This window comes from Comamonas suwonensis (assembly GCF_012844455.2).
GTDB classification, from domain to species: domain Bacteria; phylum Pseudomonadota; class Gammaproteobacteria; order Burkholderiales; family Burkholderiaceae_C; genus Comamonas; species Comamonas suwonensis.
On sequence record NZ_JABBCQ020000002.1, the window covers coordinates 77,466 to 102,570 of the forward strand.

Sequence of the window (25,105 nt, forward strand, 5' to 3'; positions counted from 1 at the left end):
ATGTCTTGCAGGCAAGCCTGCAAATTCTTTTCTTGTCTGCCTGACAAAACAAAAGTGGGCAGAGCCCACTCTTGCTGAAAAGCAAAACGGCAATTATGCCTTATCTGCAGCCTCTGGTGCTGCAGCAGCGCCATCGCCCGAAACTTTTGCACTTGGAGCGGGCTTTTTACCTGCTGTACGAGCTGGAGCAATCATCATGATCATCTGACGGCCTTCCAGCTTGGGGAATTGTTCCACCTGGATGGAGTCAGCCAGATCATCACGCAGACGATTGAGCAGATTCAGACCGAGCTGCTGATGCGTGATTTCACGACCGCGGAAACGCAGCGTGATCTTGCACTTGTCACCATCCGCCAGGAATCGGCGGATATTGCGCAGCTTGATGTTGTAGTCGCCATCATCGGTACCAGGACGGAATTTCACTTCCTTGATTTCGATGACGGTCTGCTTGGCCTTAGCTTCAGCAGCCTTCTTCTGTTCCTGATACTTGAACTTGCCGTAGTCCATCAAACGGCAAACGGGAGGAACCGCTGTTGCAGCGATTTCCACCAGATCAACGTCCAGCTCACCGGCCATACGCAGCGCTTCTTGCAGCGATACGATGCCCAGAGGCTCGTTTTCAGGACCAGACAGACGCACTTCAGGCGCCATGATTTCTCGGTTCAGTCGATGCTTGCGCTCTTCACGGTGGCGCCGATCGCGAAATTCAGTAGCTATGGTTTTCACCTTGGATTGAAATGGCTACAACAGCGTAGCCGGCTAGCGTGCATTGCACGCAGACCGACCCGCCACAAAAATTAATTTGCCTCAGGCTTTGGCCGTGATGTCTTGGGCGATCAATTCAATAAATGCATCGACCGACATCACACCGAGGTCTTTGTTACCTCGGGCGCGCACTGCAACCGCACCAGCTGCCTTCTCTTTATCGCCTGCGACAAGGATGTAAGGCAGCTTCTGCATGGAATGCTCACGTATTTTATACGTAATCTTTTCATTGCGCAGATCAGTTACTACTCTAAGGCTTTGATTCGGCAATGCTTTTTGCAGCTTTTGCGCCACTTCCTTCGCATAGTCCGCCTGAGCGTCCGTAATATTGAGTACGGAAACCTGCACCGGAGCCAGCCAGGCAGGCAGTGCGCCAGAGTGGTGCTCGATCAAAATGCCAATGAATCGCTCGAGCGATCCCAGAATGGCGCGGTGCAGCATGATGGGGCGATGACGGTCACCGTCTTCACCCACAAATTCCGCATCAAGGCGCTCAGGCAAATTCGGGTCAACCTGAATCGTGCCGCATTGCCACTCACGACCCAGCGCATCCTTCAAGGTGTATTCGATCTTGGGACCGTAGAAAGCACCCTCACCCGGCAGATATTCAAACTCGCAGCCCGACGCACGCAGGCCTTCGGCCAGAGCGTTTTCAGCCTTGTCCCAGTCTTCATCTTTGCCGATGCGCTTTTCAGGGCGAGTCGACAGGCGATACAGGATGTTGGTGAAACCAAAGTCTGCGTACACCTTTTGCAGCAGTGCTGTAAAGGCCGTCACTTCAGCCTGAATCTGATCTTCAGTACAGAAGATGTGGCCGTCATCCTGCGTAAAAGCACGCACGCGCATGATGCCGTGCAGCGAACCAGTGGGCTCGTTGCGGTGGCAGTTGCCAAACTCACCAAAGCGCAGTGGCAGGTCGCGGTAGCTCTTGATGCCTTGCTTGAAGATGATGATGTGACCGGGGCAGTTCATCGGCTTGAGCGCGTATTCACGTTTTTCCGAATCGGTCGTGAACATGTTTTCGCGGTACTTGTCCCAATGGCCGGTCTTCTCCCACAGAGTCTTGTCCAGAATCTGGGGAGCTTTCACTTCCTGATAGCCGTTGTCCTGGTAAACCTTGCGCATGTACTGCTCGACCTGCTGCCAGACCGACCAGCCCTTGGGGTGCCAGAAAACGGTACCCGGCGAATGCTCGTCGATATGGAACAGGTCCAGCTCCCGGCCCAGCTTTCGGTGGTCGCGCTTTTCGGCTTCTTCCAAGCGAAACAGATAATCCTTCAGCTCATCCTTGGTCGCCCAGGCCGTGCCGTAAATGCGCTGCAGCATTTCATTGCGGTGGTCGCCGCGCCAGTAAGCGCCAGCCACCTTCATCAGCTTGAAGTGCTTGAGCTTGCCAGTGCTGGGCACGTGGGGGCCGCGGCACAGATCTTCAAAAGCGCCTTCGCGGTACAGGCTCACGTCTTCATTGCTGGGGATGCTGGCAATGATCTCGGCCTTGTAGTTCTCGCCCTGGTTCTTGAAATGCGCCACCGCTTCATCGCGTGGCAGCACACGGCGCTGCACAGGCTCATCCTTGTTAGCCAGCTCGGTCATCTTCTTTTCGATAGCGACCAAGTCTTCAGGCGTAAAGGGGCGCTTGTACGAGAAGTCGTAGTAGAAGCCGTTTTCAATCACGGGGCCGATGGTGACCTGCGCATCGGGGAATAGCTCTTTGACCGCATAAGCCAGCAAGTGGGCGGTGGAGTGGCGGATCACATCCAAGCCATCCGCATCCTTGGCGGTAATGATGGACAGAGGGGAGTCGTTTTCAATGACAAAACTGGTATCCACTACCTTGCCATTGATCTTGCCAGCAAGAGCCGCCTTTGCCAGGCCCGAGCCAATCGAAGCAGCAACCTCGGCCACCGAGACCGGGCCGGGATACTCGCGCTTGGAGCCATCGGGGAGCGTGATGTTGATCATGAAATTCCTTGTCAAACCAAATTTTTGTGGGTGAAAGCCAGCGCCAAAGCTTTGGAGTTACCTGAAAGCAAAAAGCGCGGAACCAGTCCGCGCTTTGATGAAGGTGTCGAGAAATCTCGGGCAGGCGCGAACCGCCAGCTGCCATCAGCAGCTGAAATACATCTCCGATGTAGTTCGCGGTGTCATAACCGTTGATGCCTTTCTCGCCCTTGTGAATTGAAGTCGCGGCATTTTAACCCGGCAATGAAAAAAGCGTCCGGGACTTTCGCCCCGAACGCATAACCCTTTTTTCAAATTTTCACGACTTGGGCAGGTTCACTACCCAAAGCAGCAGCAGATCAGTGGAACTGCTCTTCTTCTGTAGAGCCCGTCAGCGCCTTCACGCTGGAAGAGCCGCCCTGGATCACAGTGGTCACGTCGTCAAAGTAGCCTGCACCCACTTCTTGCTGGTGCGACACAAACGTGTAACCCTTTTCACGCGCTGCAAACTCGGGCTCCTGCACCATGTTCACGTAGTGCTTCATGCCTTCGCCGTTAGCGTATGCGTGGGCAAACTGGAAGCTGTTGTACCCTCTAGCCATACCGTAAGCACCAGATTTTTAAAGACTTTTTCAGTTTTCCGCCTTTAAAAACGGTCCCCACCCACGCATCCCCCACTCCTCCAAAGTGCGCTTCTTGCGGGTTTCGCCACCTTTTCGCAATAGCCTCACTGACGCTGGGACGCCTGCACCCCACGATCCACCCAAACGCTGCGGGTGGGTTGTGGGCACGAGCAGATCGTCTCTTGGAGTGCCTAAATTTTAGACAGCACTGGGTACCCTACTTCCAGCTTGGGGCAACCACTTTGGCCGCTGCGTCCACAGCAGATAACAACGTCTCATCAGCCAGGTGACTGTATCGAGCCGTCGTCTTGAGCTGGGAGTGGCCCAGAAGCTTGCTCACGACATAGATGGATTGCCCAGAGTTCACCAGATTGCTGGCAAATGTATGGCGCAGATCATGCATGCGCAGGTCAGCAAGTCCCGCCTCTTTTCGCACCTTGTCCCATGGATAGAACAGATTGCCAAATGGCAGCTTCGTATCCGGGTTAGGAACTACATAAAGACACCCCTTCCAGCGCGGCAGACCTTTCAACACCTCCAGCGCTTTGTCAGAGATAGGGATGTTGCGAGCCTTGCCACTCTTGGACAGTGGAATGCGCCAGTTACGCCGCTCCAGATCAAAGTGCTCCCACTCGGCATCCAGCAGCTCACGCTTGCGGCATCCGAACAGCAACAACAAGGTGACAATACTTTTGAGTTGAGTGTTATCACTTCGGGACAGTGCCTCATGCAAACGCTGGGTTTCAGCCGAACTCAGATACCGCTCCTTTGCGTTGTTGGGAGTGAATAGCGATACCCCATTGGCGGGATTGCACTGGCTTCCCGGAAGACCATTCTTCTTTGCCAAGTTGAACATCACTTTGAGCAAGATTGGTAGCTTATTGGCTTGTGCCAATGCGTAGCCCTTGGCACGTAAATCGAGATGAGCCTCCGTCACCATATCGGTCGTGATTGCATCCAGATGCGTTGCACCAAAGCGCGGCAAGACGTGACACTTGATGAAGCTCAGCGTCGATTGAAAATTTCTCCTGTGTAGTTGAATGTGGGGAACGTAGATGTCACGAATAAACTCCGCCAGCGTCAAGACTGAACGCAATGCCTTGCGCTCCTCCAAAGGATTGCCGCCAAGCTCCACTTCAGAGCGCAATCGCATCGCTCTCTGCCGAGCCTTGTCGTAACTAATCGCTGTCGCGTCACCGATCTTGTGTTGACGCAACTTACCCCGGACATCTCGATAGCGCAGGTAAAAAGTTCTGCCTCCTGAGGATCGCACTTCCAGAATGAATCCTTTAATAGCACTATCGTAATAGTCCACCTTCGCCTTCCCGGGTGGACACACCGCATTACGCACAAAATGTGCGCTGAGTTGGACAACGGGCATACGCCCTCCTTTCATGGTTGGGTTGGAATAAAGAAACAGGCCTATTGCGATAGGCACCTGGGTAAAGGGCGCACGAATGCCCATCCACATAACCGTGGACATTCACAAAACATTGGGGGAAATAAAGAAGCGGGGCTACCCGCCTGGGACAGCCACCGCCGGGGTGACGATGTTGGAAATCATCGACTTAGGAGAAATGCCTTGGACCAAGCGCCCTTGCCTCTCGCCATCGACAGAAAGAAAGGCAGCAACCTCGCCATGAGGTTGTGCCCCAAAAATCGCCTTAGAAGTTCGGGCTGGACGACTTCCAACTAGGAGGCGGCGTCACCTTTTCCAAGACCGGATCAACCACACGCTCGGGCAGATAGCGTGCAAAGGCATCCTCGAAATCTCGCACCTCATATCCCTTCGGCGTGTAGTTCGATTTCATTCGCACAGTCTTGGGCTTGACTCCATAGGCCCCCATAAACCTAGCCAACTGGCGCGGCGAGAGGGGCTTCCCGTGGTTGTAGGTACACCAGTCCATATCAGGATCCTCATGCAACTTGGTTAACAAATCAGCCGACGGAATGTATTTCTCCTCATAGATAAACAAGACTTCGCGTATATCCTCCAGCAGTTGATTAGAAGGGGGCTGGATTGGTGCTGTTTCCCCGCTGTTTTGCAACGCAGCCTTGCATGCCCTGCGATACCACTCCTCACCAAAGCAGTGCGCAATTGCAAGCAATGGCTCCCAGTTGTCTTGCTGCCGATCACTGAGCTCTTCCGGAAAATCCTCCCAACCTTTTGACAAAGTATCTTTGTTCTCAAGGACGAATTTGAGAATCCGAGAACGCAGGCTTTTGAAATCCTTCGGATCCGCTGCACGCAAACGCTGCACAGTGTCATCTTTAGTCTTACGCTTCAGGGGTATCTGAATACCTCGACTCATCGTGGCACCTGGCAAGTGCCTCTCAAGCATGATTCCAGCCATTGCTTTAGGACCATAGACAGGGAAGGCTCGCTCTACTAGTTCCTTTCCGACAGTTTCCACGCGCAAAACAAATCCACCTTTCTCATAGCCCTTATTAACCACGCCGGCCATCTCTGACTTCCCATCCATAAACGTGTCGGCCTCATCGATCAGCAGCGTTGGTGCATAGTTTGTAATCACTCGAAAAAGAGCGGCTAACGTGACATTTGTAGTTTCCATTGGACGAAACACCAACTTCTCCACCACCTTCAAAAGCTGTGTTTTTCCACACTCCCTCTCGGGCGCATTGATTAAAAGCAGCGGACAACGCTGAAAATTCGAATAACACCACGTATTGATTACCCAGAGTGCGACAGCCAAGGCATCATGCTCCAAGAGCACCACATAATTTTTTACAACAGCGATCACATCTTCCATTAATAAATGGCAATCAACCTCCTTCGGATATGGCTCGACATCGTTCAAGCTCAGGCTATCTAAAATAATTGAAGATGATGAGTTCTTAGGTTTTGATTTCATTTCTCAGGGACTTAAAATTTTTGACATAGATTCGCCGATTTCATTCAGCGCGATGGATTGGCCAATCCCTGGTTCGCCGTGTGCATACAGCGAAACATGCATTCAATTTGCCATACAAGCGATATGTTCACCAAGCCCCATTTTTCTATACACCTATATATTCAAAGATTATTTAAAGAAAAGAAAAATACAAACACCGTTACTGAAGATACATTAAATAGGAAAATAAAAATAAATAACCTTTGGCGCACTTCTCACTGGGAAAAAATTTCTTTCCTAGATAGAGAACCTTCCACATGGGAATTTAAAAATATTGAAAGGAAAAAAAGCTTGCACACCAACCATTGAAGAATTGGCATACCCAGCACGGCGTGCTTTTACATTGAAAATGACTGCCGCATAACCACGCAAACCCCTCAGAACATGTCCACAAAAACAAAATAGTTGGATTTTGTAAATGAACTTCTCATCACCGACCGCAGTCCCGCCCGATGGCATCCGCAACATCTGCAACGCCGCAACGGTGTTGAAAACTATCGCCCCGTGCGTGTCGGAGTGGCAGATGTGGCGGAATCCGCCAGTCCCTCAGGGGCCCCACGGGGCGGATGCGCGGCGCGGGAGGGGCTGGGACGCCCGCACCACAGCGGATGGGCAGATTGCCCCCGAGGTGACACCACGAGGAGGCGGGCATCACCCCCCTACTGCCACGCCCCCAGCGCGCCCCTCTGCCCCACTCCTGTGGCCGCTGGCAACGGGGCACGGTGCGTGGCGGCAACGCCTCTGACGTGGCTACTTACGAAAGCAACGCAGCCAGAGCGCGACCCCGGCTCCGATCAGGACCAAGATCAACAACTGCGGATACATGAAGGTCAAGATCGCGGCAGCAGCTATGGACATAGGACGGGTGGTGTTGAACCACATTCCCAGAGCCAATACAGTGACTAAGGCGGCCAGGATGCGCGGAGTCAAACTCGCCCCTTGGCCTTCCGATGCAACTTCACCGCCGCAGAAGAGGCATCATTGCTGCTCATTGCTTTTGGCGGGCTTTGCAGGACAAACTCCAAGGTAGTCTTAGGCACATGCTCATGAAGCCGGGTATTTGCCTCACTGGGTCGAATCAACCCCAAGTCCCTCAGCACCGCCAGCACGAAGCCGCCGGTATTGATGGACTTTCCAGGGTGCAAACAATGAAAGCTCTTTGCCTTGAGCTCCTGCGCCCCCAAGACAATGGCTTCGATAGCCTCAAACGAAGCCCAGTCCTTGCACCACATCCCACCACCTGTGTTGCGGGTGATTCGAAGATGCAAGCTGCCTTCTGCCCTATGTTTTCCAATCTCATAGGTCAGCGTGCTTTGCCCTGAGATTGACGCACATTTTCCGGTGTGAAAGCTGCCAATCAGTTCACACTGAGGCACAGATTCGATTTTCTCAACTTCACTCATAATTTTCCTCGCAGTTTAATAAAACGATAGGTCGAACGATCTATCAAATAAGATGGAAGAAATTACTCATTCAGATAATGCAAACTGCACGAATGAATAAAAAAAAGCCGCTTCATACAGCGGCCTACGTTCAAAATATAACGCACTCATGACGAAAGCAATTCCATCTGCGTATGGCAATAGCTCAACAGGCTTGGATCGACACTGAGACTCTTTGGAATATAGATAATCACTCCAACACCATCATCACTGAGCACCAGCGTCAATTCAAACCATTCTTCATGGCTCTCGATTACATCGCACCTCCTCTCAAACAGTGAAAAACCAAGAACACCATTCAATGCAGCAACCTCATTAGTAGGCTCCAAAACGATTACTCGAAAAATTGTTGGATCGTCAAAATCCGTATAGTCAATTAGCTCCTTAATACGCCTACCAACAAGCCTCCGCAGTTCAGCACTAGAAAATACACTCTGAGCTTCACGAACAGATAGCATACCTCTATATACTTGCATAATTTCCTTTCTGAAATAAAAAAAGCCCACCTCGAAAAATCAAGGCAGGCAACGGATATGAGCTTTAAAAGCTCACAGATTATCAACTAACGATTTACTCAAATAAATGCAAAATATTTGACATTATTTTTATAACAAACACTCATCAAATCCGAAAATCGAGAAATAAAATTTTTTATTACTCGCATGCCATCTACAGCATTTGGCTGCTATTCTTCCGAATGGAGGACTCAGTATGAAGACACGTTTTCGACAGCTCACAGATACTGCAGGAGATGCAGCACAACGACTCAGCGAAGCCGGGAAATCTCTTGTTGTCGCTGCTTCAAACACCTCAGGGGAAGCGGCACGCGCAGCGTCCTCGAGCCTGCAGAGTGGGCTAGCAAAGGCCAAAATAAACGCAGCTGATGCAACACACTCTGCGGGCAAGACTGTGCGAACAGTTGCCGACAAAGTGGGCGATAAAGCAGTAATGCTGGGCGAATCAGGCAAATCCTTAGCTGCAGCAGCGTCCAACACCACTGGCCAGGTTGCACGCACTGCTGCTTCTAGTGTGCAAAATGGACTAGCTACCGTAAAAATAAACGTAGTTGATGCGACGCATGTAGCCGGTAAAGCAGCACGCGTTGCTGGCAGTGTTGCAGGGGCTGTTGGCGCAAGTGCAGCCCGCACGGCTTCAACGATTGGTACAACTTTGCTCGATCAGAATGGTGATGGACAGCTCGATCAGGCAGATGTGAAGATTGCGACCGAAAAAGCTGCCTCAGCAGTCAAGGCCATAGCAGCGGAGGTCGCGTCATCCAACCTGGCCAAGGACGCAGCAACAGGAGCCGCGATTGGCGCTGTAATTGCCCTCCCGATTCCACTGGTGGGATCTGCTGTCGGTGCAACCGTAGGCGCTACGGTTGGAGTGATTGCAAGTCTGCGCAAAAAGAAGTGAGAACCTAGTCCAGCAGTGCGCCCTCTCGACAAGCTCACCGCTGGACCGGTGATGGATAGCTCGAAGAAATTACCGCAAACGGCCAGGTGCGGACGTTCGCGTCTCGGGCTAGGTGTGACAGACTCGTGGTTAGTTTTTTTGCGTATTGAGGACTTCATGGAGATTCGTCGGTTCAGGCTTGGTGATGAAGCTGCGTTGTTCCGTGTTTACTTCACGGCCATCCATGAGGTCGCCTCTCGCAACTACTCACCTGAGCAAGTCGAGGCATGGGCGCCGGCGGACCTTGACATGGACCTATGGGCGAACAAAGTTCAAGAAATCCGACCCTTCGTGGTTGAGCTTGGCGGCGAAATCGTCGGCTATGCGGACGTTCAGCCAGACGGCTACGTCGACCACTTCTTCGTGTCAGGCGCCCATCCGCGACAGGGAATCGGCACACTGCTGATGGCTCGTATCCATGAAGAGGCCAAGTTGCTTGGTCTGAACGAGCTGACGTCGGACGTGAGTAAGACTGCCGAGCCGTTCTTTGCTCTCCACGGGTTCAAGGTCGTCGAGCGACGACTACCAGTGCTTCGAGGTGTGACCGTCCAGAATTCCTTGATGCGCAAGGAGCTTCAGCGTGGCGGATGAGCGTCGGCTCGAGCAGTCCTGTGACCGGCAGAACGCGGCCAATAGCAGACGATCGACAAGCAGGAGTTATCGAGGCTAGATCAGTAGCCATCGACACACAGAGCATCAAACAAAGAAGGCTAAGGTGAAAAAATAATAAAAGTTGTATTTTTTATATAAAAGCATTATAATGGGAGTCGTTGCGAAATAACTTCAACTAGTCTTCTCGCAGCGCTCTGTCAGAGCTCAAATATCACTCTGACATGCAATTTTCGCGAAATTTTTCGCACCGTTGGCTGTCGAGCAGCAGCCAATAGAGTTATCGAAAGCTCATGCAGGTCACTCGGCCTGCTCTCTGACTGAACTAGATTCCACTGTCTTCTATTGCTATGGGCAAGTACTTCGTTACGCCCTCATCCCACAAGACCCATTGCGGTCACTTTCAAGCTTCTTTCGCACTTCAGCGCACAAGGCAAAACAGCAGCTACTGCCGCGTTTTTCGCTTTGACAAAACATTCGCCACAACCGAAGCAGCAAAAATCTATGCTGTGACGCAAGGCTGGCTGCATGCGTCCATGCAGCCCTCAACGTGCTGAGCTGAAAGCAAGCACTCAACTTCATCCGGTTGCTACGGACTCCCACTCCCACAGCCATATTCAAACGATGCGCCAACCCTTGGCTCGTCACAAATAGAAAAGGCTCCTTCCATGAGCACCAAAATTTACGTTGGCAACCTGCCTTACTCCGTGAACGATTCCAGCCTGAACAGCAACTTTGCTGAGTTCGGCAGCGTTACCTCAGCCAAAGTTATGATGGATCGCGATACCGGACGCTCTAAAGGCTTTGCATTTGTTGAAATGACGTCTGCTGATGCTGCTCAAGCAGCTATTACTGGGCTGAATGGAATGTCCGTTGATGGACGCTCAATCGTCGTCAACCTTGCGAAACCTCGCGAAGAAGGGCGTGGAGTTGGTGGCAATCGCGAATATCGTGCCAGCTCTCGTCCTAATGTTGGCTATGGCAATGATGGCTATGGCGGTGGTAACAGCTACTAATTTAGCTACACACCCAAGAAAAACGCCCTACGATTGAGGGCGTTTTTTGTACTTGGGAATTTGCATCGCTAAGCAGGATTAACAAGCCTTTGGATGACTGCAATGGGTCGATTGCTGCCATCAAACAGATCCAGTGCGTCTTTAGCTATCAAAGCTAAACACCACCGAGAACCTCTACCCGGCAATGAAAAAAGCGCCCGAGACTTTCGCCCCGGGCGTGTAACCCACTTTTTTCAATACCTAGACAGATTCACTGTCGATCAGTGAAATTGCTCCTCTTCGGTGGAGCCGGTCAGCGCCTTCACGCTAGAGCTGCCACCCTGGATCACGGTGGTCACATCGTCGAAGTAACCGGCGCCCACTTCCTGCTGGTGCGACACAAAGGTGTAGCCCTTGTCACGCGCTGCGAACTCGGGTTCTTGCACCATGTTCACGTAGTGCTTCATGCCTTCGCCGTTAGCGTATGCATGGGCAAACTGGAAGCTGTTGTACCAGTTGATGTGGATACCGGCCAGCGTGATGAACTGGAACTTGTAGCCCAGCGCAGACAGGTCTTCCTGGAAGGAAGCAATCTGGCTGTCGTTCAGGTTCTTTTTCCAGTTGAACGAGGGCGAGCAGTTGTAGCTCAGCAGCTTGCCGGGGCTGGCAGCATGCACGGCTTGCGCAAACTCACGGGCGAAGCCAATGTCTGGCACGCCGGTTTCGCACCACACCAGATCTGCGTAAGGGGCATAAGCCACACCTCGGCTGATGGATTGCTCCAGACCGTTCTTGACGCGGTAGAAGCCCTCTTGTGTACGCTCGCCGGTCAGGAAGGCTTGATCGTTGGCATCGTGGTTGCTGGTGATCAGGTTGGCAGCTTCTGCATCGGTGCGAGCCAGAATAATGGTGGGAACACCCATCACATCAGCCGCAAAGCGAGCAGAAATCAGCTTTTCGCAGGCTTCACGGGTCGGCACCAGCACCTTGCCGCCCATGTGACCGCACTTCTTCACGGCAGCCAGCTGGTCTTCAAAGTGCACGCCAGCTGCGCCAGCCTGAATCATGTTCTTCATCAGCTCGAAGGCGTTCAGCACGCCGCCGAAACCGGCTTCCGCATCGGCAACGATGGGCAGAAAGTAATCGATGAATTCCTTATCGCCGGGGTTCACGCCCTTGCCCCACTGAATTTCGTCAGCGCGCTTGAAGGTGTTGTTGATGCGGCGCACCATGGTGGGCACCGAGTCGTAGGCGTACAGCGACTGGTCGGGGTACATGGTTTCAGACGTGTTGCCGTCAGCAGCAACTTGCCAGCCCGACAGATACACGGCTTCCAGGCCGGCTTTGGCCTGCTGCATGGCCTGACCTGCAGAGATAGCGCCAAAGGCGTTCACGTAGCCCTTCTTGGAATCGCCATTGATCTTGTTCCACAGCACCTCAGCACCGCGCTGGGCCAGTGTGTGCTCTGGCTGCAGGCTGCCGCGCAGGCGAACCACGTCAGCAGCGGAATAACCGCGCTTCACACCCTTCCAGCGGGTGTTTTGTGCCCAGTCTTTTTCGAGGGCGGCAATTTGCTGTTCACGGCTGAGCTGTTGGTTCAGAGATTGGGGCATGGTCAGGTCACTCCTTAGCGGTTAAACGAGAGGGTTAGGTGTTCGTCCTTGGAATCAACTTTACGTCTTCAATGCTTTTGCAACGACTCTTATGTCTTATAAAAGACTACAAATTTTTATAAATAAAAACAATAACTTATTTATTAATTTCACAATAAGAAAATCAATTTCTCATATTGAGAAAATTTGCGGCACTGCAACATCATGAAATTTCATAATAAGAAATTCAACTCTTGCTTCGTGAAAAACCACAAGTTGAAATCTTCAAAACAGCCGCATCCTTCAAACGAAGTATGGAGAAAGTCGCATCGCATACGCTGCTGCGCTCATTTTTTGCACGCAAATACCGAGGTAAAAGCAGTTAAACAGCGGTGAGTGACGCGGCAAAGACACACGGGGTTTGCGCATAAACCCAAAGCAGTGTCATGACCTGGCAACACTCCAACTCAGCATTGATAAACACATTGCAACTGGCAACCACACCAGCCGAATTGCATTACTGAACCGGGATCAGAGTGGCGATTCTTTAAGCCAAATACGCATCAAACCCTTTTCAGTAATGCGCTATCCGCTATCAAATTAAAGAGAGATCCAGCAAGTTGCGGCGACTGATCACAATGCCATCCGCGTCTGCATACAGCCAGTCGCCCGGGCGTACCCACAGGCCGGCGATCTGTACATACACATCGCGCAGGCCCTGCCCCTGCTTCACCGTAGGCATAGGGTTCAGCGCCAGCGCATACAGCCCTACTGCCGTGGCATTCAGCTCGGCCACATCCCGCACGCAGCCGTAGACCAGCACGCCCGCCCAGCCGTTCTTGGCCGCTGACGCCGCCACATTGCCGCCCACCAGCGCGCGGCGCAGCGAGCCGCCGCCATCCACCACCAGAACACGACCCCGGCCCGGCTCAGCCAGAGCACTGCGCACCAGACTGTTGTCATCCAGACACTGAACAGTGCTGACTTCACCCGCAAAACTGACGTGCGCACCAAAGCTGTGGAAAACGGGCGGGAGCACGCGGAAGTCTCCGCTGTCATCGCTGATATGGGTATCGCACAAGTCGCAGGTGCTGAAAGAACTGCGTGAGGAGGAATCGTTCATAAAGGTCTCCGGGAGATATTCAAACTACGCTCTTATCTTGCCTCGGGCCGCGATTTAGCGTTAGCACAGACTCAGGCTGCCGGACAAAGGGAGCAACTTTTTCACAACACTCCCGGGGGAAAACCCACGGAAACAGGCTCTAAAGAGCCTCGTAGCAACAAATCAAAGTAAAAAAACGTCTTTCTAGCTTGGAAGAGAGATTTTTTGCCATTAGCATCAGACTCAACCAGTGGATTGCAGCTGTTTTTCGCTGGTGATAAGTCCACTACCCAATTAGGAAATAAGCAACATGGCAACTGCAAAGAAGGCAACCGCTGCAGCATCCGCACCCGCAGCAGCTCCCGCCGCTAAGAAGCGCACACCCAACGCTGCCTTCATGAAACCCCTGACTCCCAGCGCTGCTCTGGCTGCCGTGGTTGGTAAGGATCCCCTGCCCCGCACTGAAATCATCAGCAAGCTGTGGGTTTACATCAAGGCCAACAACCTGCAAGACGCCGCGAACAAGCGCATGATCAACGCCGACGCCAAGCTCAAGGAAGTGTTTGGCAAGCCACAAGTCTCCATGTTCGAGATGGCTGGCCTGATCGGTAAGCACGTCAAGTAAGCCAAGGCTTGCTCTGACCACAAAAAAGCTGGCATTCGCCAGCTTTTTGCATTTCCAAGGTTTCCGAGGAAGGGCTTCAATGCCCTTCGCACCGAAGACAGCACCTAATACACATCGCGACGGTAGCGGCCTGACCCCAGCAGCTCATCCACTTTGGCTTCGCCCAGAATGGCCTGCAGCGTCAGGTGCACGCCTTGCCCCATGCCATTCAAGCTGCCGCAGACATAGATGGCCGCGCCCTGCTCCACCCATTTGCGCACCTCTTCGGCCTGACTGCGCAACAAATCTTGCACATAGCGTGAATCTTTACCGTTGCGTGACCAGGCCTGATCCAGTCGCGCCAACTGGCCGCCTTGCACCCATGCGGCCAGTTGCTCGGCACACAAGGCATCATGCTGCGGGCTGCGCTCGCCAAACAGCAGCCATTGATCGCTGCGGCCTTGCTCCACGCGGGCTTTGATGTGGCTGAGCAGGCCTGCCAGGCCCGAGCCGTTGCCGATCAGCATCAGAGGTCGCTCTGCGTTATCACCCAGCCTGAAGCCGCTGTGCGCGCGCACCGTCAGTGCCAGCGCATCGCCCACCGCCATGCCACGGCACAGCCAGTCTGAGGCCAGGCCCGGCGAGCCATCCGCACGCGTGCTCTGGCGTACCAGCAGTTGCAGGCTGCCATCCGCCATGACCGAGGCAATGGAATAGTCGCGCGCCCGCTCAGGGTCGGCAGGCACGCATAGCGAGACCAGATCACCAGACTCCCACGGCGGCAGCTCGCCCGCCTGTGGCACCCAGTTAAGCTGATACAGCGCCCCGCCCTGGCTTTCAGGGTTGAGCAAGCGGCGTTGGCTGAGCACAAATGGCAGGCTGACAGGCGTTTGCAGCCAGTCTGCAGGCGCAGGCTCCTGCGCTGCAGATTCGCCCATCAGGCTCTGGCGAATCTGCCCCACCTGCGCCTGCCAGGACTGCAGGCTTTCGGCATTCATGTTGTCCACGCAGATCAGCTCGCTGCTTGCGCCGCTGGCCTGCAACCATTCATGCACCTCCACGCCAAAAGCGCAGAACTGCTGGTATTCACGATCGCCCAATGCCAGCACCAGCGCCCGGTGCTGTAACAGTTGCAGGCGGGCCGACAGCAGTGTCTGCACAAAGCCCAGCGCATGGTCGGGTGCATCGCCCTCACCGGTGGTCGAAAGCATCCACAGGCTTTGCGCGTGCTGCTGCAGCAAAGCTTCAGTCAGCTTCTCCACGGGCACCAGGCGCACCTGCAAGCCGCCATCGACCAGCATTTGAGTGGTTGCGCGGGCCAATGCTTCAGCCTGCCCGGTCTGACTGCCATAGACCACCAGCACGGCAGGTGCGGCGGCATTGCCTTGCGAGGTGCTGCTTTGCGCATCTTCCACCCGGCGTTGTTTACGCACTTTTGCAGCAATACCCCAGCACAGGCCGGCGTAAGCAGCTACTAAAGCCGTAGCACCAGAGAGGCGCTCAGGCGTCAAAATCCATTCCACAGTCATGCCCCAAATTGATTGATCCAGGCCGGCGTCTTGAGCACCCGCCTGTCTGCCACGACCTCATCGGAATGAGAGCTCAGCACCGCCGCAATGGCGTGCTGGCGGGCAAAGTCCATACCTTCATCTGGCCCTAGCACCGTGAGCACAGTCGCCAATGCATCGGCGTGCATGCATTCGGCATGAAACACGGTGACGCTGGCCAGATCATGTGCCACAGGCCAGCCCGTTCGCGGATCCAGCGTGTGCGAGTAGCGACGACCATCCAATCTGAACTGGTGCCAGAAATCACCCGAGGTGGCAAAAGCGCCATCCTTGGTGGCCACGACAAGCGGTTCGCTATCCCTCGCAGTCTTCGTCACCGCCCCCGTGCCCAGTTGTACCTGCCAGGGCCGCTCGTCGGGGCGCTGACCCCAGCTGCGCAGCTCGCCGCCAACCTCCAGCAAGCCTGCAGCCCAGCCAGCGGCTTTCAGCTTGTGCACCGCCCAGTCCACGGCAAAGCCTTTGGCAATGCCGCAAAAATCCAGCTCCAACCCACCCGGCTGCCGCAGTTGCCGGGTCTGCGCATTCCATTGCAAGTGCTGGTAGCCGCTGGTCTGCAGCAGTCGCGCAATGTCCTGTGCCGCAGGGGTCTGACCTTGGTGAGGCTGCAGCGGGTTCTGGCGCGGGCCAAAGCCCCAAAGCGACACCAGACCGCCCATGCTCGGGTCCATGGCGGCACCCGAAAGCTCGGCCCAATGCAACGCTGCTTCCAGAACATGAGCACATTCCGCAGGCAGCACAAGCGCTTGACCGGGTTCCGATCGATTAAAACGACTGATGACGGAATCAGCCTCCCAGTTGCTCATCTGGGCAATGACGTCATCAAATACCTGCTGCAGCAGCACCTGCACAGGTGCCATGGGCAGGTAATCAGGGTTGGCCAGCCGCAGTGACCAGTGCGTACCCATGGTCTGGCCAGACAGCCGATGGATGCGCCCATCTTGCTGATGCTGCAGGCTCGCAGGCCTCCAGCGCTGCACACCAAAGTTCACCGCCTGTGCGGGCTGGGCGACAGTCGGCTGCGCTGGCGGCGCAGCCTGCGAAGGCAGCTTCCAGAGGCTGGCATCAAAGCGCACACGCGGTGTGGAGGTCATGGGCAGCGATTCAGAAAAACCACAAAAAAATCAGCAAAAGCGAAAACGACGACGCGCCCTTATCGGGCGCGCATTCAACGAGTCAAGCGCCTGGAGCCGCTTACACAAGCCTGTAAACCTGAGGTTTACGTTGGAAACGAGGCACGAAGCCGATGGCCGTACCCAAGTACGACAAGGCTTCGTCCGACGTATCAAGGGTTGCGTGGGTGAGTCTTAGGGCAGCACTTCCAGGGTAGCGATATAGCTCAGGCGACGCTCGGTCGCCTTGGCGATGCTGGTCTTGTTGTCCGTCGCATCGGTATTGAGCCAGAACAGTCCGGCGCGGGGGAACTTGATCTTGACCTGGCCCTTGGCATCGGTCTTGAGCTTCATCGCGTCCACACCGTCGCGGTAACGAATGCCGTCAGCCACCAGCTCGATTTCCAGATTCGCTGCAGGCTTGCCGTCGATGTGGAACTCAAACGTGGCTTCTTCGCTGGCCACCAGATCGTTGGGGTGAGTCACGGGCTTGAGCTCCAGACCCTTGCCAGTCAGGGCGATGTTCGAGGGCTTGCCCAGCGAAACAAAGGTCTCCATGCGGCGCAGGTTTTCCGTCACTCGCACTTCCTTGGCATCCGCAGGAATTTGCTTGAGCACTTCTTCCACCGAGCCACGCAGGCGCTTGGGCTGGCCGTTGGCGTCCTTGTAGCCGCCCATCACGCCAGTCATCAGCATGGTCACGCGGTAAGTGCCGGTCTTCTCGGGCTTGAAGTCAAACATGCTGCGCAGCTCGCCCTTGGCGACGTTCTTCATCTCCACAGCAGAGCCATCAGGTGCGCTGACCTTCACCGCATCCAGACCCAGAGGGCGGTGGTTGAAGAAGAACACATCGTTGGACACCGCGGCATCCACCGTCACCCAGTCAGACTTGGACAGCACAGTGCTGGAAGGCTTGAACCACAGGTCATGCGCCTGTGCGCCCAGTACGGTCAGCGCCAGAGCGGCAGCAGCGAGAGCACGTGTTTTGAACTTCATATCAGGTCCTTGAGAATAAAAAGGGTGACAAATCAGAAAAAGGGATACCGCAGAAATCAAGCGCGGTCCAACTCAGAGACGCCGAGTAAAAGCCGCCTTGCGGCGAGGCGTCATCCCCCCCACGAAGCAGAGAGGGGAAAGGCGCAAAGCGCCTCAGGGGGTGATATTCAATTTAATAGCACCCAGCTCGGCATTGCCGCTGGCGCTCAGGCTGGTTGCCTGCTTGACGGGCCATTCAAACGGAATGGACACCAGCTCACGGCCACCCACTTCGCGTGCGGCTTCCACCATCAGCTTGTATTGACCGGGGGCCAGCTTGGGCAGAGGGTTCTTGCCTTCGGCAAACGACAGGGCGTGGGCACCTGCGGGCTTGGTCGGCTGAGTCACGCCATCAATGGGAAAGCTCAGTTCACGGCCGGTGCGGCGCCACCACTGGCGCATGTCCTTGAGCCACTTGGTGCCTTCGCCATCTTTCATCTTGGCGTCGTACCAGACGGACAGATTCGCCGCCACGCCGCCCTCGGCCTTTTCCAGCCACACGGCCACATAAGGCTTGTGGTACTCGGCCACTTGCAGCTGAGGCACGGTGACAGACACATTCAGGCCACCTGCGATTGCGGGCAGACCCATCACGGCGCTCAATGCCACCGAGGTCTTGAAAATCCTCTTCGCCATTCTTTTTTCCTTCACAAAATTCAGCTCAGTGCACCAGCAGCAAGACCAGCAGAACCGGCAAGACAAAGCCCAGACCTACCATGGGCCAGGTCATGGGGCGGCGCTGCGCGTGCATTTTCAAAATCAGCAAGCCCGTAATACAGAACACCAGGCAGCCAATCGCAAACAGGTCAATAAACAGACTCCAGGCCGCACCAGCGTGGCGGCCCTTGTGCAAGTCGTTAAGGTAAGAGATCCAGCCCCGGTCCGTCGTTTCGTACTCGACCGCGCCATCGTTCATATCGACACGCAGCCAGGCATCGCCGCCGGGGCGCGGCAGGGGCACATAGGCCTCTTCTTCGCTCCATTCCACGGCAAAGCCTTTGGCGCTGACCTTGATCTGCTGCGCCAGCCAGGCCTCAATGTCGGCCGGCAAGTTCACTACATCTTTGCTAGCAGCTTGCGCGCTCTGCTTATGGGCTTGCTGCAGTTTTTCCAGTAAATCGGCTGGCAGTTGCGCCTCGCGCGTCTCGACCTTGGGCTTGGCTTCAATCTGCCCGGCATGGTTGAGGGTGAAACCCGTTACGGCGAACAGCAGCATGCCGATCAGACAGATCGCGGAGCTGATCCAGTGCCATTCGTGCAATTTTTTGAGCCAGTACGCCCGCTGCGGAGCGTTGGAGGAAGCCGCTGTCATTCAAAACTTTCAGGGATTGCAAAGCCGCCAGACCGAGCCGGTATGCCTGACAGATTGCCCGGCGGCTCAACAGTGCTTGCACAGCATGTGCGGCATTTTAGTAGTTGAAAATTCTAAATGCATATCACTTCTATTTACTTTACTTCACGGAAACAAACCTCAGCGCCAATGCCGGCACACACCAATCCTTTAGTCAGCGAAACCTGACAGGCATCGGTCAACAAATCTGCGCAAAAAATAGACAAGGGGAGGCTTCGCTGTTGCTGCATCGCAACAAATCACGCTCTCTAGCTGGTTTTACTGCGAATCTAATCGAGAACCATTATCAGTATCACCTAGAATTCGATCGCTTTTTCAATAAAACCGACGACTACTTCAAAAGCATGTCCAACAACTATCTAACTCCAACCGACTCCAATGGCTTGCGCTGCGAGCTCAAGCAAATCGTGATTGCCGCAGGCCTGTGCCTGATAGGTGCCAGCGCGATGGCTCAGCAGGAAACCACGCTTTCCACTGTGAATGTCGAAGCAGCCGCTGACAGCGGCTTCAAGACGGAAACCAGCACACAAGGCAAATTCACCGCCCCTTTGCTGGATACGCCCAAGACCGTTCAGGTCATCAACGAAGAAATCATCAAGCAGACGGGTGCCACCACGTTGCAGGACGCTTTGCGCTCCACCCCCGGCATCACCTTCGGTAACGGCGAAGGCGGCAACCCCACTGGCGATCAGCCCTTCATCCGCGGCATGGACGCACAAGCCAGCACGTTTGTAGACGGCATGCGCGACATCGCCGCCGGTTCGCGTGAGTTGTTCAACGTCGAATCCGTGGAAGTCATCAAGGGAGCAGACTCGGCCTATGCCGGTCGTGGCGGCGCAGGCGGCTCGATCAATATCAGCACCAAGAAAGCCAAGAACGAGAACTTCATCGCTGGCGATGTGGGCCTTGGCACCGACAAATACCTGCGCGGCACGGTCGATATCAACCGCAAGATCAACGACACCACCGGCTTCCGCTTGAACGCCATGGGTCACAGCGCCGATGTTCCCGGCCGCAATGGTCCCGACAACAAGCGCTGGGGCATTGCTCCGACTGTCACCTTTGGCATGGGCACCCCCACCGAAGTGACTCTGTCGTGGCAGCACCTGCAGACCGACAGCATGCCCGATGGCGGCGTACCTTATCTGCTGACCAATGCCGCCATGGCCAAACTGCCCGGCGGCTCTACCGTTCGCCCCACCTTCGGCAGCAACAGCGCCAACTGGTACGGCATGGATAACCGTGACTACCAGAAGGAAAAGAGCGATCTGCTCACCGCCTCGGTCACGCACAAGTTCAGCGATACCAACAAGGTGCGCAACAGCCTGCGCTACAGCAAGAGCAAGCAGGACTATGTCTGGACCCAGCCCGATGACTCCAAGGGCAATGTTCTCAACGGCTATGTCTGGCGTCGCGGCAACTTCCGCTTCTCTGATGTGGAAACCCTGCAGAACGTGACCGAGTTCACCGGCAAGGAGCAGACCGGATCCGTGGGTCATACCTATGCCTTTGGCCTGGAACTGTCCAAGGAAAAGTCTGACGCCCAGTCCGGCGCCATTCAAGACAACACCACCAGCACCTGCAAGACACTCAACATGTGGTGCACTTCGCTGAACAACCCCGATGCATCCACTCCCTGGAACTATGCCTGGGACAAAGGCCGCTCGACAAGAAACAAGGTTGACACTATTGCTGTCTATGGTTTCGATACCTTGAAGTTCAATGACCAGTGGTTGCTGAATGTCGGTCTGCGTGCGGACCACTACAAAGTGTCCAGCACAGCACCCGATTACACAAACACTGTGACCAATGCGAAGTCTGCAGCCTTCGACTACTCTCGCAGCGACACATTGCTCAACTATCAGCTGGGCCTGGTCTACAAGCCTGCAGCCAATGGCAGCATCTACGCCAATCTCGGCACTTCCTCGCGTCCTGGCGGCTCGACTCTGGGCAACGGCAGCGAAGATCTGGCCATCAGCAGCGATTTGCTGGCTGACCTGAAGCCAGAAAAGACCAAGTCCATTGAGCTGGGCACCAAATGGGACCTGCTGGACAAGAAGCTGAACCTGACGGCTGCCATCTTCCGCAATGAAGTGACCAATGTCCGTATCACGGAAAACGGCATCACTTACATGGGCGGCAACAAGGAAGTCAATGGTCTGGAACTGGGCTTCACCGGCCAGATCCTGTCCAACCTGAGCGTGTTCGGCGGCTATACCTTCATGGATAGCGAGCAGAAGAACATGGGCATCGGCAACATCGCCAATGGCCAACGCTTCACCAACACGCCCAAGCACAGCTTCAGCCTGTGGACCAGCTACAAGCCCATGGCCAAGCTGACTCTGGGTCTGGGCATCTATGCACAAAGCAGCGTCAATGCTTCTTATGCAAGGTCTACCGTAGATGGCGGCATTGTGACCAAGGGCGCTTCCGGCTATGCCCGTTACGACGCGATGATGGCCTACCAAATCGACAAGAACCTGGCCTTCCAGCTGAACGTCTTCAACCTGGGCAACAAGACCTACTACAGCGGCGTGCGCTCGCCTCACTACGCCACCATGGCGGCTGGCCGCTCGGCTGTGGCGTCCCTCAAGTTCACGTACTAATTTGAACCTCGCCTGCGCTTGATCTGGCGCAGGTCTGCTTCAATGCATGACACACAGCCCCGCTGGCCGTTACTGCCAGCGGGGCTTTTTGCATGCACACTTGACTCTTGAAGATGCACGGCAACCTTTGCAACGCCTCTTCACACTATTGAAAACAATAGCGTCTTGCGCCTTATCCATGAGGACTTCAATGCCCAACTGGCTTGAATAGCCTGTGCATCAGGCGGCAGGCGCTACAGTTTTATTCCAAGACTGACACCCCATAAAGTCTCATCATGCTGCTTCGCATCCCAGCTCTGCTGACCCCCGATGAAGTGCGCCGCTGCCGCCAGGCACTGGAGAGCGCCGCCTGGCAAGATGGCCGCACCACGGCAGGCCATGTGGCCGCACAGGTCAAAAGCAATCTGCAACTGCCGCTGGACAGCGCCACCGGCCAGCAGATTGGCGACCTGATTCTGGACAGGCTGGGCCGCAATCCGCTGTTCATGTCTGCCGCACTGCCGCTAAAGGTGCTGCCCCCGCGCTTTAACCGCTATGAAGGCGGTGGAAAGAGCGGCAATCATGGATATGGCAACCACATCGATAACGCCTTTTTCACCATTCCTGGCACCGCCATCAAGGTCAGAACCGACGTCTCCACCACTGTCTTCTTCAGCGACCCTTACGAATACGAGGGCGGCGAGCTGATGGTGCAAGACACTTACGGCGAGCAAAGCGTAAAACTGGCGGCAGGCGACGCCATCATCTACCCCGGCACCAGCCTGCACCGCGTCAACCCCGTGACCCGCGGCACGCGCTATGCCTCATTTTTCTGGACACACAGCCTCATCAAATCTGCCGAGCAGCGCCGCCTGCTGTTCGATCTGGACCAGTCGATTCAGCAGCTGACGCAGGAGCAGCCCGGGCACGCGCGCATCGCATCGCTTTCGGGCACTTATCACAACCTTCTTCGCATGTGGTCCGAAGCATGACAACGGAACGTTTGAATGCCGCAGGTCAGCCCGTCAAGCCTGCGCTGACGCAGATTCCGCCCCATGTCAGCAATCTGGCCGACTACGCCACACTGGCGCGCGAGCATCTGGAAGCACATGCCTGGGCCCACCTGGAAAGCGGTGCCGACCAGGGCCTGACGCTGGCGCATAACCGCAAAGCTTTTGACCAGATCCGACTGCGCCCCGAGCCTCTGGCCGATCTGTCGCAAGCCCATACCCGGCAAAACCTGCTGGGGCAGCCATTTGAATGGCCGCTGCTGCTGGCCCCTGTCGCCTACCAGCGGCTGGCGCATGCCGATGGCGAGCTGGCCACGGCCCGCGCGGCCATGGCCATGCGCACCGGCATGGTGGTCAGTACCCTCTCCAGCTACACACTGGAAGAAATTGCACAGGCCGCACACACAGCGGCGCAAGAGCTGGGACGCAGCGGCCCGCTCTGGTTTCAGCTGTACCAACAGCCATCGCGCGAGCACACGCTTAAGTTGATTCGCCGCGCTGAAACCGCAGGTTATCAGGCACTGGTCTGGACGATTGATGCGCATATCAAACGCTCCAGCTACCCGCTGCCGCCAGGTGTGGAAGCCGCCAATCTGCGCGGCATGCCCGAGCAGCGCCAGACCAGCGATCTGATGAGCGAGCACATTCTGCTGGGCACCGATCTGACCCAAAGCGCCCCTACCTGGGACGATCTGGTCTGGCTGCGCGCACAGACACAGTTGCCGCTGATCGTCAAAGGCGTGCTTTCCGCCAGCGCCGCAGCCAAGGCGGTGGCGCTGGGGGCCGATGCCATCGTCGTCTCCAACCATGGCGGCCGCGTGCTGGATGGTGCCGTGTCGCCGCTGGAGGTTCTGCCTCCCATTCGTGCAGCCGTACCAGCGCATATACCCCTGCTGATGGATAGCGGCGTGCGCCACGGCACCGATGTGCTCAAAGCGATTGCGCTGGGTGCCAGTGCCGTGATGGTGGGCCGCCCGCAGATGCATGCACTGGCCGTGGCTGGCATGCTGGGCGTGGCTCACATGCTGTATTTGCTGCGCGCCGAGTTTGAACTAGCCATGGCCCAGACCGGCTGCCAAAGCATTGAAAACATTGAAAAAAATCTCTTAACCACTTATCAAATGTGAGTAATTCAGGGGCATGCATTGCAAATGCGACGGATTCTCATTTATACTCCAGCTATCACTTCAATAGCCAGCAACAACTGTCTGTAGCCATGATCGTCTGTGTATGCCGCCGGGTTTCCGACCGAGAAATAGCACGCCACGCTCACGCGGGGATGAGCTTTGACGAAATCCAGTTTGAACTGGGAGTCGCCATGCAATGTGGGCGCTGCGAAGGCTGCGCACGCGATGTGGTAGCCCAGTGCAGTGCAACCCACCCGATCGCGGCCATTCACAACGAAGCGCACGCTTGTGCGCCCCTACAGACAGTTCAGCTTGCCACCCAAATTCTGGAAAGCAAAGCATGGCCCACTTCACTGTCCTCTCAGCCGTCTTCGGCAGTCTGATTCTTGTGATGGCTTGCACCTGGTGGATTCTGCGCGAGTGATGCAGCCCCGCCAGCGTCTTCTGTGACTACCTCTGCTTCCCTGCCACCCATTACCCGTAACCAGCGCTTTTCCTTACCGGCTCCAGCCTGCGCTGGTTGCTCTTTCCGCTCCTATGTCCCAGTCTGATCAATTTGCACCTGCCAGTGGCATCAGCCGCAATGTGGCAGTTGCTAGTGCTGTGGTTGTTGTGCACGCTGCCGCCCTATGGGCCATGCAGCATGGCCTGGCACAGCAAAAACCGGGAGAGATAGTGGTTCCTGCCAGCGTAATTGCCGAGTTTGTGGCACCTCCTGCGCCAACACCCACTCCGCCTTCGCCTCCGCCACCTCCTGCGCCACCAAAGCCGGCACCCAAACCTCAGCCCAAGCCGGATATCAAGAAGGCTCCGCCGCTGCCAAAGGCGATCAAGGACACGACGCCTGCGCCCGCAGCCCCCAAAGGCTCGCTGGATGACAACGATAGCAAGGCGGACAAGACACCGCCTGCGCCACCCGCCCCTCCAGCACCACCGGCGCCGCCCGCACCACCCGCCCCTCCTGCTCCACCGGCCCCGCCCAAGTTTGAGCAGCCTTCAAGCAATGCGGCCTATCTGAACAATCCATCGCCCGCCTACCCATCGGTGAGCAAGCGCATGGGTGAGCAAGGCAAGGTGCTGCTGCGCGTATACATCAACGAGCAGGGCCAGCCCGAAAAGATCGAAATCAAGCAGACCAGCGGCTTTGACCGTCTGGATGAAGCTGCCATCAACACTGTGCAACGCTGGAAATTTGTTCCTGGCAAGCGCAATGGTGTGCCCGAACCCATGTGGCACATCGTCCCCATCAACTTTGTTCTCAAATAACTCAGAAGTTCTCA

General features: G+C 55.5%; 22 protein-coding genes and 1 pseudogene. 9 read left to right on the forward strand and 14 right to left on the reverse strand.

Annotated features, from left to right (window positions below):
* Positions 1 to 93: 93 nt before the first annotated feature.
* From infC to HF327_RS02505, 7 genes and pseudogenes are all read right to left on the reverse strand, one after another.
* Positions 94 to 726 (reverse strand): translation initiation factor IF-3, encoded by a 633-nt coding sequence (gene infC, locus HF327_RS02475; RefSeq protein WP_169106751.1) that lies wholly within the window; start codon positions 724 to 726, stop codon positions 94 to 96.
* Positions 727 to 807: 81 nt separating this feature from the next.
* Positions 808 to 2,727 carry a threonine--tRNA ligase gene (gene thrS / locus HF327_RS02480; RefSeq protein WP_169106752.1) on the reverse strand — a complete coding sequence of 640 codons (1,920 nt, stop codon included), beginning with the start codon at positions 2,725 to 2,727 and terminating at the stop codon, positions 808 to 810.
* Between the two features lie 338 nt (positions 2,728 to 3,065).
* A pseudogene (locus tag HF327_RS02485) lies at positions 3,066 to 3,296 on the reverse strand (isocitrate lyase); the annotation flags it as partial.
* A gap of 250 nt (positions 3,297 to 3,546) precedes the next feature.
* Positions 3,547 to 4,812 carry a tyrosine-type recombinase/integrase gene (locus tag HF327_RS02490; RefSeq protein ID WP_236024023.1) on the reverse strand — a complete coding sequence of 422 codons (1,266 nt, stop codon included), beginning with the start codon at positions 4,810 to 4,812 and terminating at the stop codon, positions 3,547 to 3,549.
* Positions 4,813 to 4,993: 181 nt separating this feature from the next.
* Positions 4,994 to 6,202 carry a DUF3631 domain-containing protein gene (locus tag HF327_RS02495; protein WP_169106754.1) on the reverse strand — a complete coding sequence of 403 codons (1,209 nt, stop codon included), beginning with the start codon at positions 6,200 to 6,202 and terminating at the stop codon, positions 4,994 to 4,996.
* 965 nt (positions 6,203 to 7,167) lie between these two features.
* Positions 7,168 to 7,644 carry a hypothetical protein gene (locus tag HF327_RS02500; RefSeq protein ID WP_169106755.1) on the reverse strand — a complete coding sequence of 159 codons (477 nt, stop codon included), beginning with the start codon at positions 7,642 to 7,644 and terminating at the stop codon, positions 7,168 to 7,170.
* A gap of 146 nt (positions 7,645 to 7,790) precedes the next feature.
* Entirely contained in the window at positions 7,791 to 8,141 is a 351-nt protein-coding gene (locus HF327_RS02505) for a hypothetical protein (protein WP_169106756.1), read from the reverse strand.
* 253 nt (positions 8,142 to 8,394) lie between these two features.
* On the opposite strand from HF327_RS02505, the gene HF327_RS02510 reads away from it, so the two are divergent.
* The 3 genes from HF327_RS02510 (at position 8,395) to HF327_RS02520 (ending at position 10,763) form a co-directional block, all read left to right on the forward strand.
* On the forward strand, positions 8,395 to 9,099 hold the full coding sequence (locus HF327_RS02510; RefSeq protein ID WP_169106757.1) for a hypothetical protein: 705 nt from the start codon (positions 8,395 to 8,397) through the stop codon (positions 9,097 to 9,099).
* A 156-nt stretch (positions 9,100 to 9,255) separates the two neighbouring features.
* Positions 9,256 to 9,729, forward strand: a complete 474-nt coding sequence (locus tag HF327_RS02515) for a GNAT family N-acetyltransferase (RefSeq protein ID WP_169106758.1) — start codon at positions 9,256 to 9,258, stop codon at positions 9,727 to 9,729.
* 686 nt (positions 9,730 to 10,415) lie between these two features.
* On the forward strand, positions 10,416 to 10,763 hold the full coding sequence (locus HF327_RS02520) for an RNA recognition motif domain-containing protein (RefSeq protein WP_169106760.1): 348 nt from the start codon (positions 10,416 to 10,418) through the stop codon (positions 10,761 to 10,763).
* Positions 10,764 to 11,023: 260 nt separating this feature from the next.
* On the opposite strand, the gene aceA is transcribed toward HF327_RS02520, so the two are convergent.
* Positions 11,024 to 12,355 (reverse strand): isocitrate lyase, encoded by a 1,332-nt coding sequence (aceA, locus tag HF327_RS02525; RefSeq protein WP_169106761.1) that lies wholly within the window; start codon positions 12,353 to 12,355, stop codon positions 11,024 to 11,026.
* Positions 12,356 to 12,929: 574 nt separating this feature from the next.
* A complete protein-coding gene (gene rraA, locus HF327_RS02530) occupies positions 12,930 to 13,457 on the reverse strand; it encodes a ribonuclease E activity regulator RraA (RefSeq protein WP_169106762.1) in 528 nt (175 codons plus the stop codon).
* A gap of 289 nt (positions 13,458 to 13,746) precedes the next feature.
* Between rraA and HF327_RS02535 the strand changes: the two genes are divergently transcribed.
* Entirely contained in the window at positions 13,747 to 14,061 is a 315-nt protein-coding gene (locus HF327_RS02535) for an SWIB/MDM2 domain-containing protein (protein WP_099736465.1), read from the forward strand.
* A gap of 104 nt (positions 14,062 to 14,165) precedes the next feature.
* Here HF327_RS02535 and HF327_RS02540 read toward each other — a convergent pair whose 3' ends face one another.
* From HF327_RS02540 to HF327_RS02560, 5 genes are all read right to left on the reverse strand, one after another.
* Positions 14,166 to 15,569: a sulfite reductase subunit alpha gene (locus HF327_RS02540; protein WP_169106763.1), complete on the reverse strand. Its 1,404-nt coding sequence runs from the start codon at positions 15,567 to 15,569 to the stop codon at positions 14,166 to 14,168.
* Complete coding sequence (locus tag HF327_RS02545; protein ID WP_198460391.1) at positions 15,566 to 16,699, reverse strand: FAD:protein FMN transferase; 1,134 nt, start codon at positions 16,697 to 16,699, stop codon at positions 15,566 to 15,568. The genes HF327_RS02540 and HF327_RS02545 overlap by 4 nt, the downstream gene beginning before the upstream one ends.
* Before the next feature lie 213 nt (positions 16,700 to 16,912).
* Positions 16,913 to 17,713 (reverse strand): DUF4198 domain-containing protein, encoded by an 801-nt coding sequence (locus HF327_RS02550; RefSeq protein ID WP_169106764.1) that lies wholly within the window; start codon positions 17,711 to 17,713, stop codon positions 16,913 to 16,915.
* 153 nt (positions 17,714 to 17,866) lie between these two features.
* Complete coding sequence (locus HF327_RS02555) at positions 17,867 to 18,388, reverse strand: DUF2271 domain-containing protein (protein ID WP_169106765.1); 522 nt, start codon at positions 18,386 to 18,388, stop codon at positions 17,867 to 17,869.
* Positions 18,389 to 18,413: 25 nt separating this feature from the next.
* Positions 18,414 to 19,064: a PepSY-associated TM helix domain-containing protein gene (locus tag HF327_RS02560; RefSeq protein WP_169106766.1), complete on the reverse strand. Its 651-nt coding sequence runs from the start codon at positions 19,062 to 19,064 to the stop codon at positions 18,414 to 18,416.
* Between the two features lie 383 nt (positions 19,065 to 19,447).
* Here HF327_RS02560 and HF327_RS02565 point away from each other — a divergent pair, with 383 nt between their 5' ends.
* From HF327_RS02565 to HF327_RS02585, 5 genes are all read left to right on the forward strand, one after another.
* The gene (locus HF327_RS02565) at positions 19,448 to 21,709 is read left to right on the forward strand and encodes a TonB-dependent receptor (protein WP_169106767.1); all 2,262 of its coding nucleotides are present in this window, start codon (positions 19,448 to 19,450) and stop codon (positions 21,707 to 21,709) included.
* A gap of 275 nt (positions 21,710 to 21,984) precedes the next feature.
* Positions 21,985 to 22,680 (forward strand): Fe2+-dependent dioxygenase, encoded by a 696-nt coding sequence (locus HF327_RS02570; protein ID WP_169106768.1) that lies wholly within the window; start codon positions 21,985 to 21,987, stop codon positions 22,678 to 22,680.
* 11 nt (positions 22,681 to 22,691) lie between these two features.
* The gene (locus tag HF327_RS02575; RefSeq protein ID WP_169106971.1) at positions 22,692 to 23,825 is read left to right on the forward strand and encodes an alpha-hydroxy acid oxidase; all 1,134 of its coding nucleotides are present in this window, start codon (positions 22,692 to 22,694) and stop codon (positions 23,823 to 23,825) included.
* Positions 23,826 to 23,914: 89 nt separating this feature from the next.
* Positions 23,915 to 24,208: a (2Fe-2S)-binding protein gene (locus tag HF327_RS02580; protein ID WP_169106972.1), complete on the forward strand. Its 294-nt coding sequence runs from the start codon at positions 23,915 to 23,917 to the stop codon at positions 24,206 to 24,208.
* A 154-nt stretch (positions 24,209 to 24,362) separates the two neighbouring features.
* The gene (locus HF327_RS02585) at positions 24,363 to 25,091 is read left to right on the forward strand and encodes an energy transducer TonB (protein ID WP_169106769.1); all 729 of its coding nucleotides are present in this window, start codon (positions 24,363 to 24,365) and stop codon (positions 25,089 to 25,091) included.
* Positions 25,092 to 25,105: the final 14 nt, after the last annotated feature.

Coding starts and splice junctions, on each gene's coding strand:
- thrS (WP_169106752.1), bottom strand. CDS start 2,727: ATGATCAACATCACGCTCCCCGATGGCTCCAAGCGCGAGTATCCCGGC.
- HF327_RS02490 (WP_236024023.1), bottom strand. CDS start 4,812: ATGTCCACGGTTATGTGGATGGGCATTCGTGCGCCCTTTACCCAGGTG.
- HF327_RS02495 (WP_169106754.1), bottom strand. CDS start 6,202: ATGAAATCAAAACCTAAGAACTCATCATCTTCAATTATTTTAGATAGC.
- HF327_RS02500 (WP_169106755.1), bottom strand. CDS start 7,644: ATGAGTGAAGTTGAGAAAATCGAATCTGTGCCTCAGTGTGAACTGATT.
- HF327_RS02505 (WP_169106756.1), bottom strand. CDS start 8,141: ATGCTATCTGTTCGTGAAGCTCAGAGTGTATTTTCTAGTGCTGAACTG.
- HF327_RS02510 (WP_169106757.1), top strand. CDS start 8,395: ATGAAGACACGTTTTCGACAGCTCACAGATACTGCAGGAGATGCAGCA.
- HF327_RS02515 (WP_169106758.1), top strand. CDS start 9,256: ATGGAGATTCGTCGGTTCAGGCTTGGTGATGAAGCTGCGTTGTTCCGT.
- HF327_RS02520 (WP_169106760.1), top strand. CDS start 10,416: ATGAGCACCAAAATTTACGTTGGCAACCTGCCTTACTCCGTGAACGAT.
- aceA (WP_169106761.1), bottom strand. CDS start 12,355: ATGCCCCAATCTCTGAACCAACAGCTCAGCCGTGAACAGCAAATTGCC.
- rraA (WP_169106762.1), bottom strand. CDS start 13,457: ATGAACGATTCCTCCTCACGCAGTTCTTTCAGCACCTGCGACTTGTGC.
- HF327_RS02535 (WP_099736465.1), top strand. CDS start 13,747: ATGGCAACTGCAAAGAAGGCAACCGCTGCAGCATCCGCACCCGCAGCA.
- HF327_RS02540 (WP_169106763.1), bottom strand. CDS start 15,569: ATGACTGTGGAATGGATTTTGACGCCTGAGCGCCTCTCTGGTGCTACG.
- HF327_RS02545 (WP_198460391.1), bottom strand. CDS start 16,699: ATGACCTCCACACCGCGTGTGCGCTTTGATGCCAGCCTCTGGAAGCTG.
- HF327_RS02550 (WP_169106764.1), bottom strand. CDS start 17,713: ATGAAGTTCAAAACACGTGCTCTCGCTGCTGCCGCTCTGGCGCTGACC.
- HF327_RS02555 (WP_169106765.1), bottom strand. CDS start 18,388: ATGGCGAAGAGGATTTTCAAGACCTCGGTGGCATTGAGCGCCGTGATG.
- HF327_RS02560 (WP_169106766.1), bottom strand. CDS start 19,064: ATGACAGCGGCTTCCTCCAACGCTCCGCAGCGGGCGTACTGGCTCAAA.
- HF327_RS02565 (WP_169106767.1), top strand. CDS start 19,448: ATGTCCAACAACTATCTAACTCCAACCGACTCCAATGGCTTGCGCTGC.
- HF327_RS02570 (WP_169106768.1), top strand. CDS start 21,985: ATGCTGCTTCGCATCCCAGCTCTGCTGACCCCCGATGAAGTGCGCCGC.
- HF327_RS02580 (WP_169106972.1), top strand. CDS start 23,915: ATGATCGTCTGTGTATGCCGCCGGGTTTCCGACCGAGAAATAGCACGC.
- HF327_RS02585 (WP_169106769.1), top strand. CDS start 24,363: ATGTCCCAGTCTGATCAATTTGCACCTGCCAGTGGCATCAGCCGCAAT.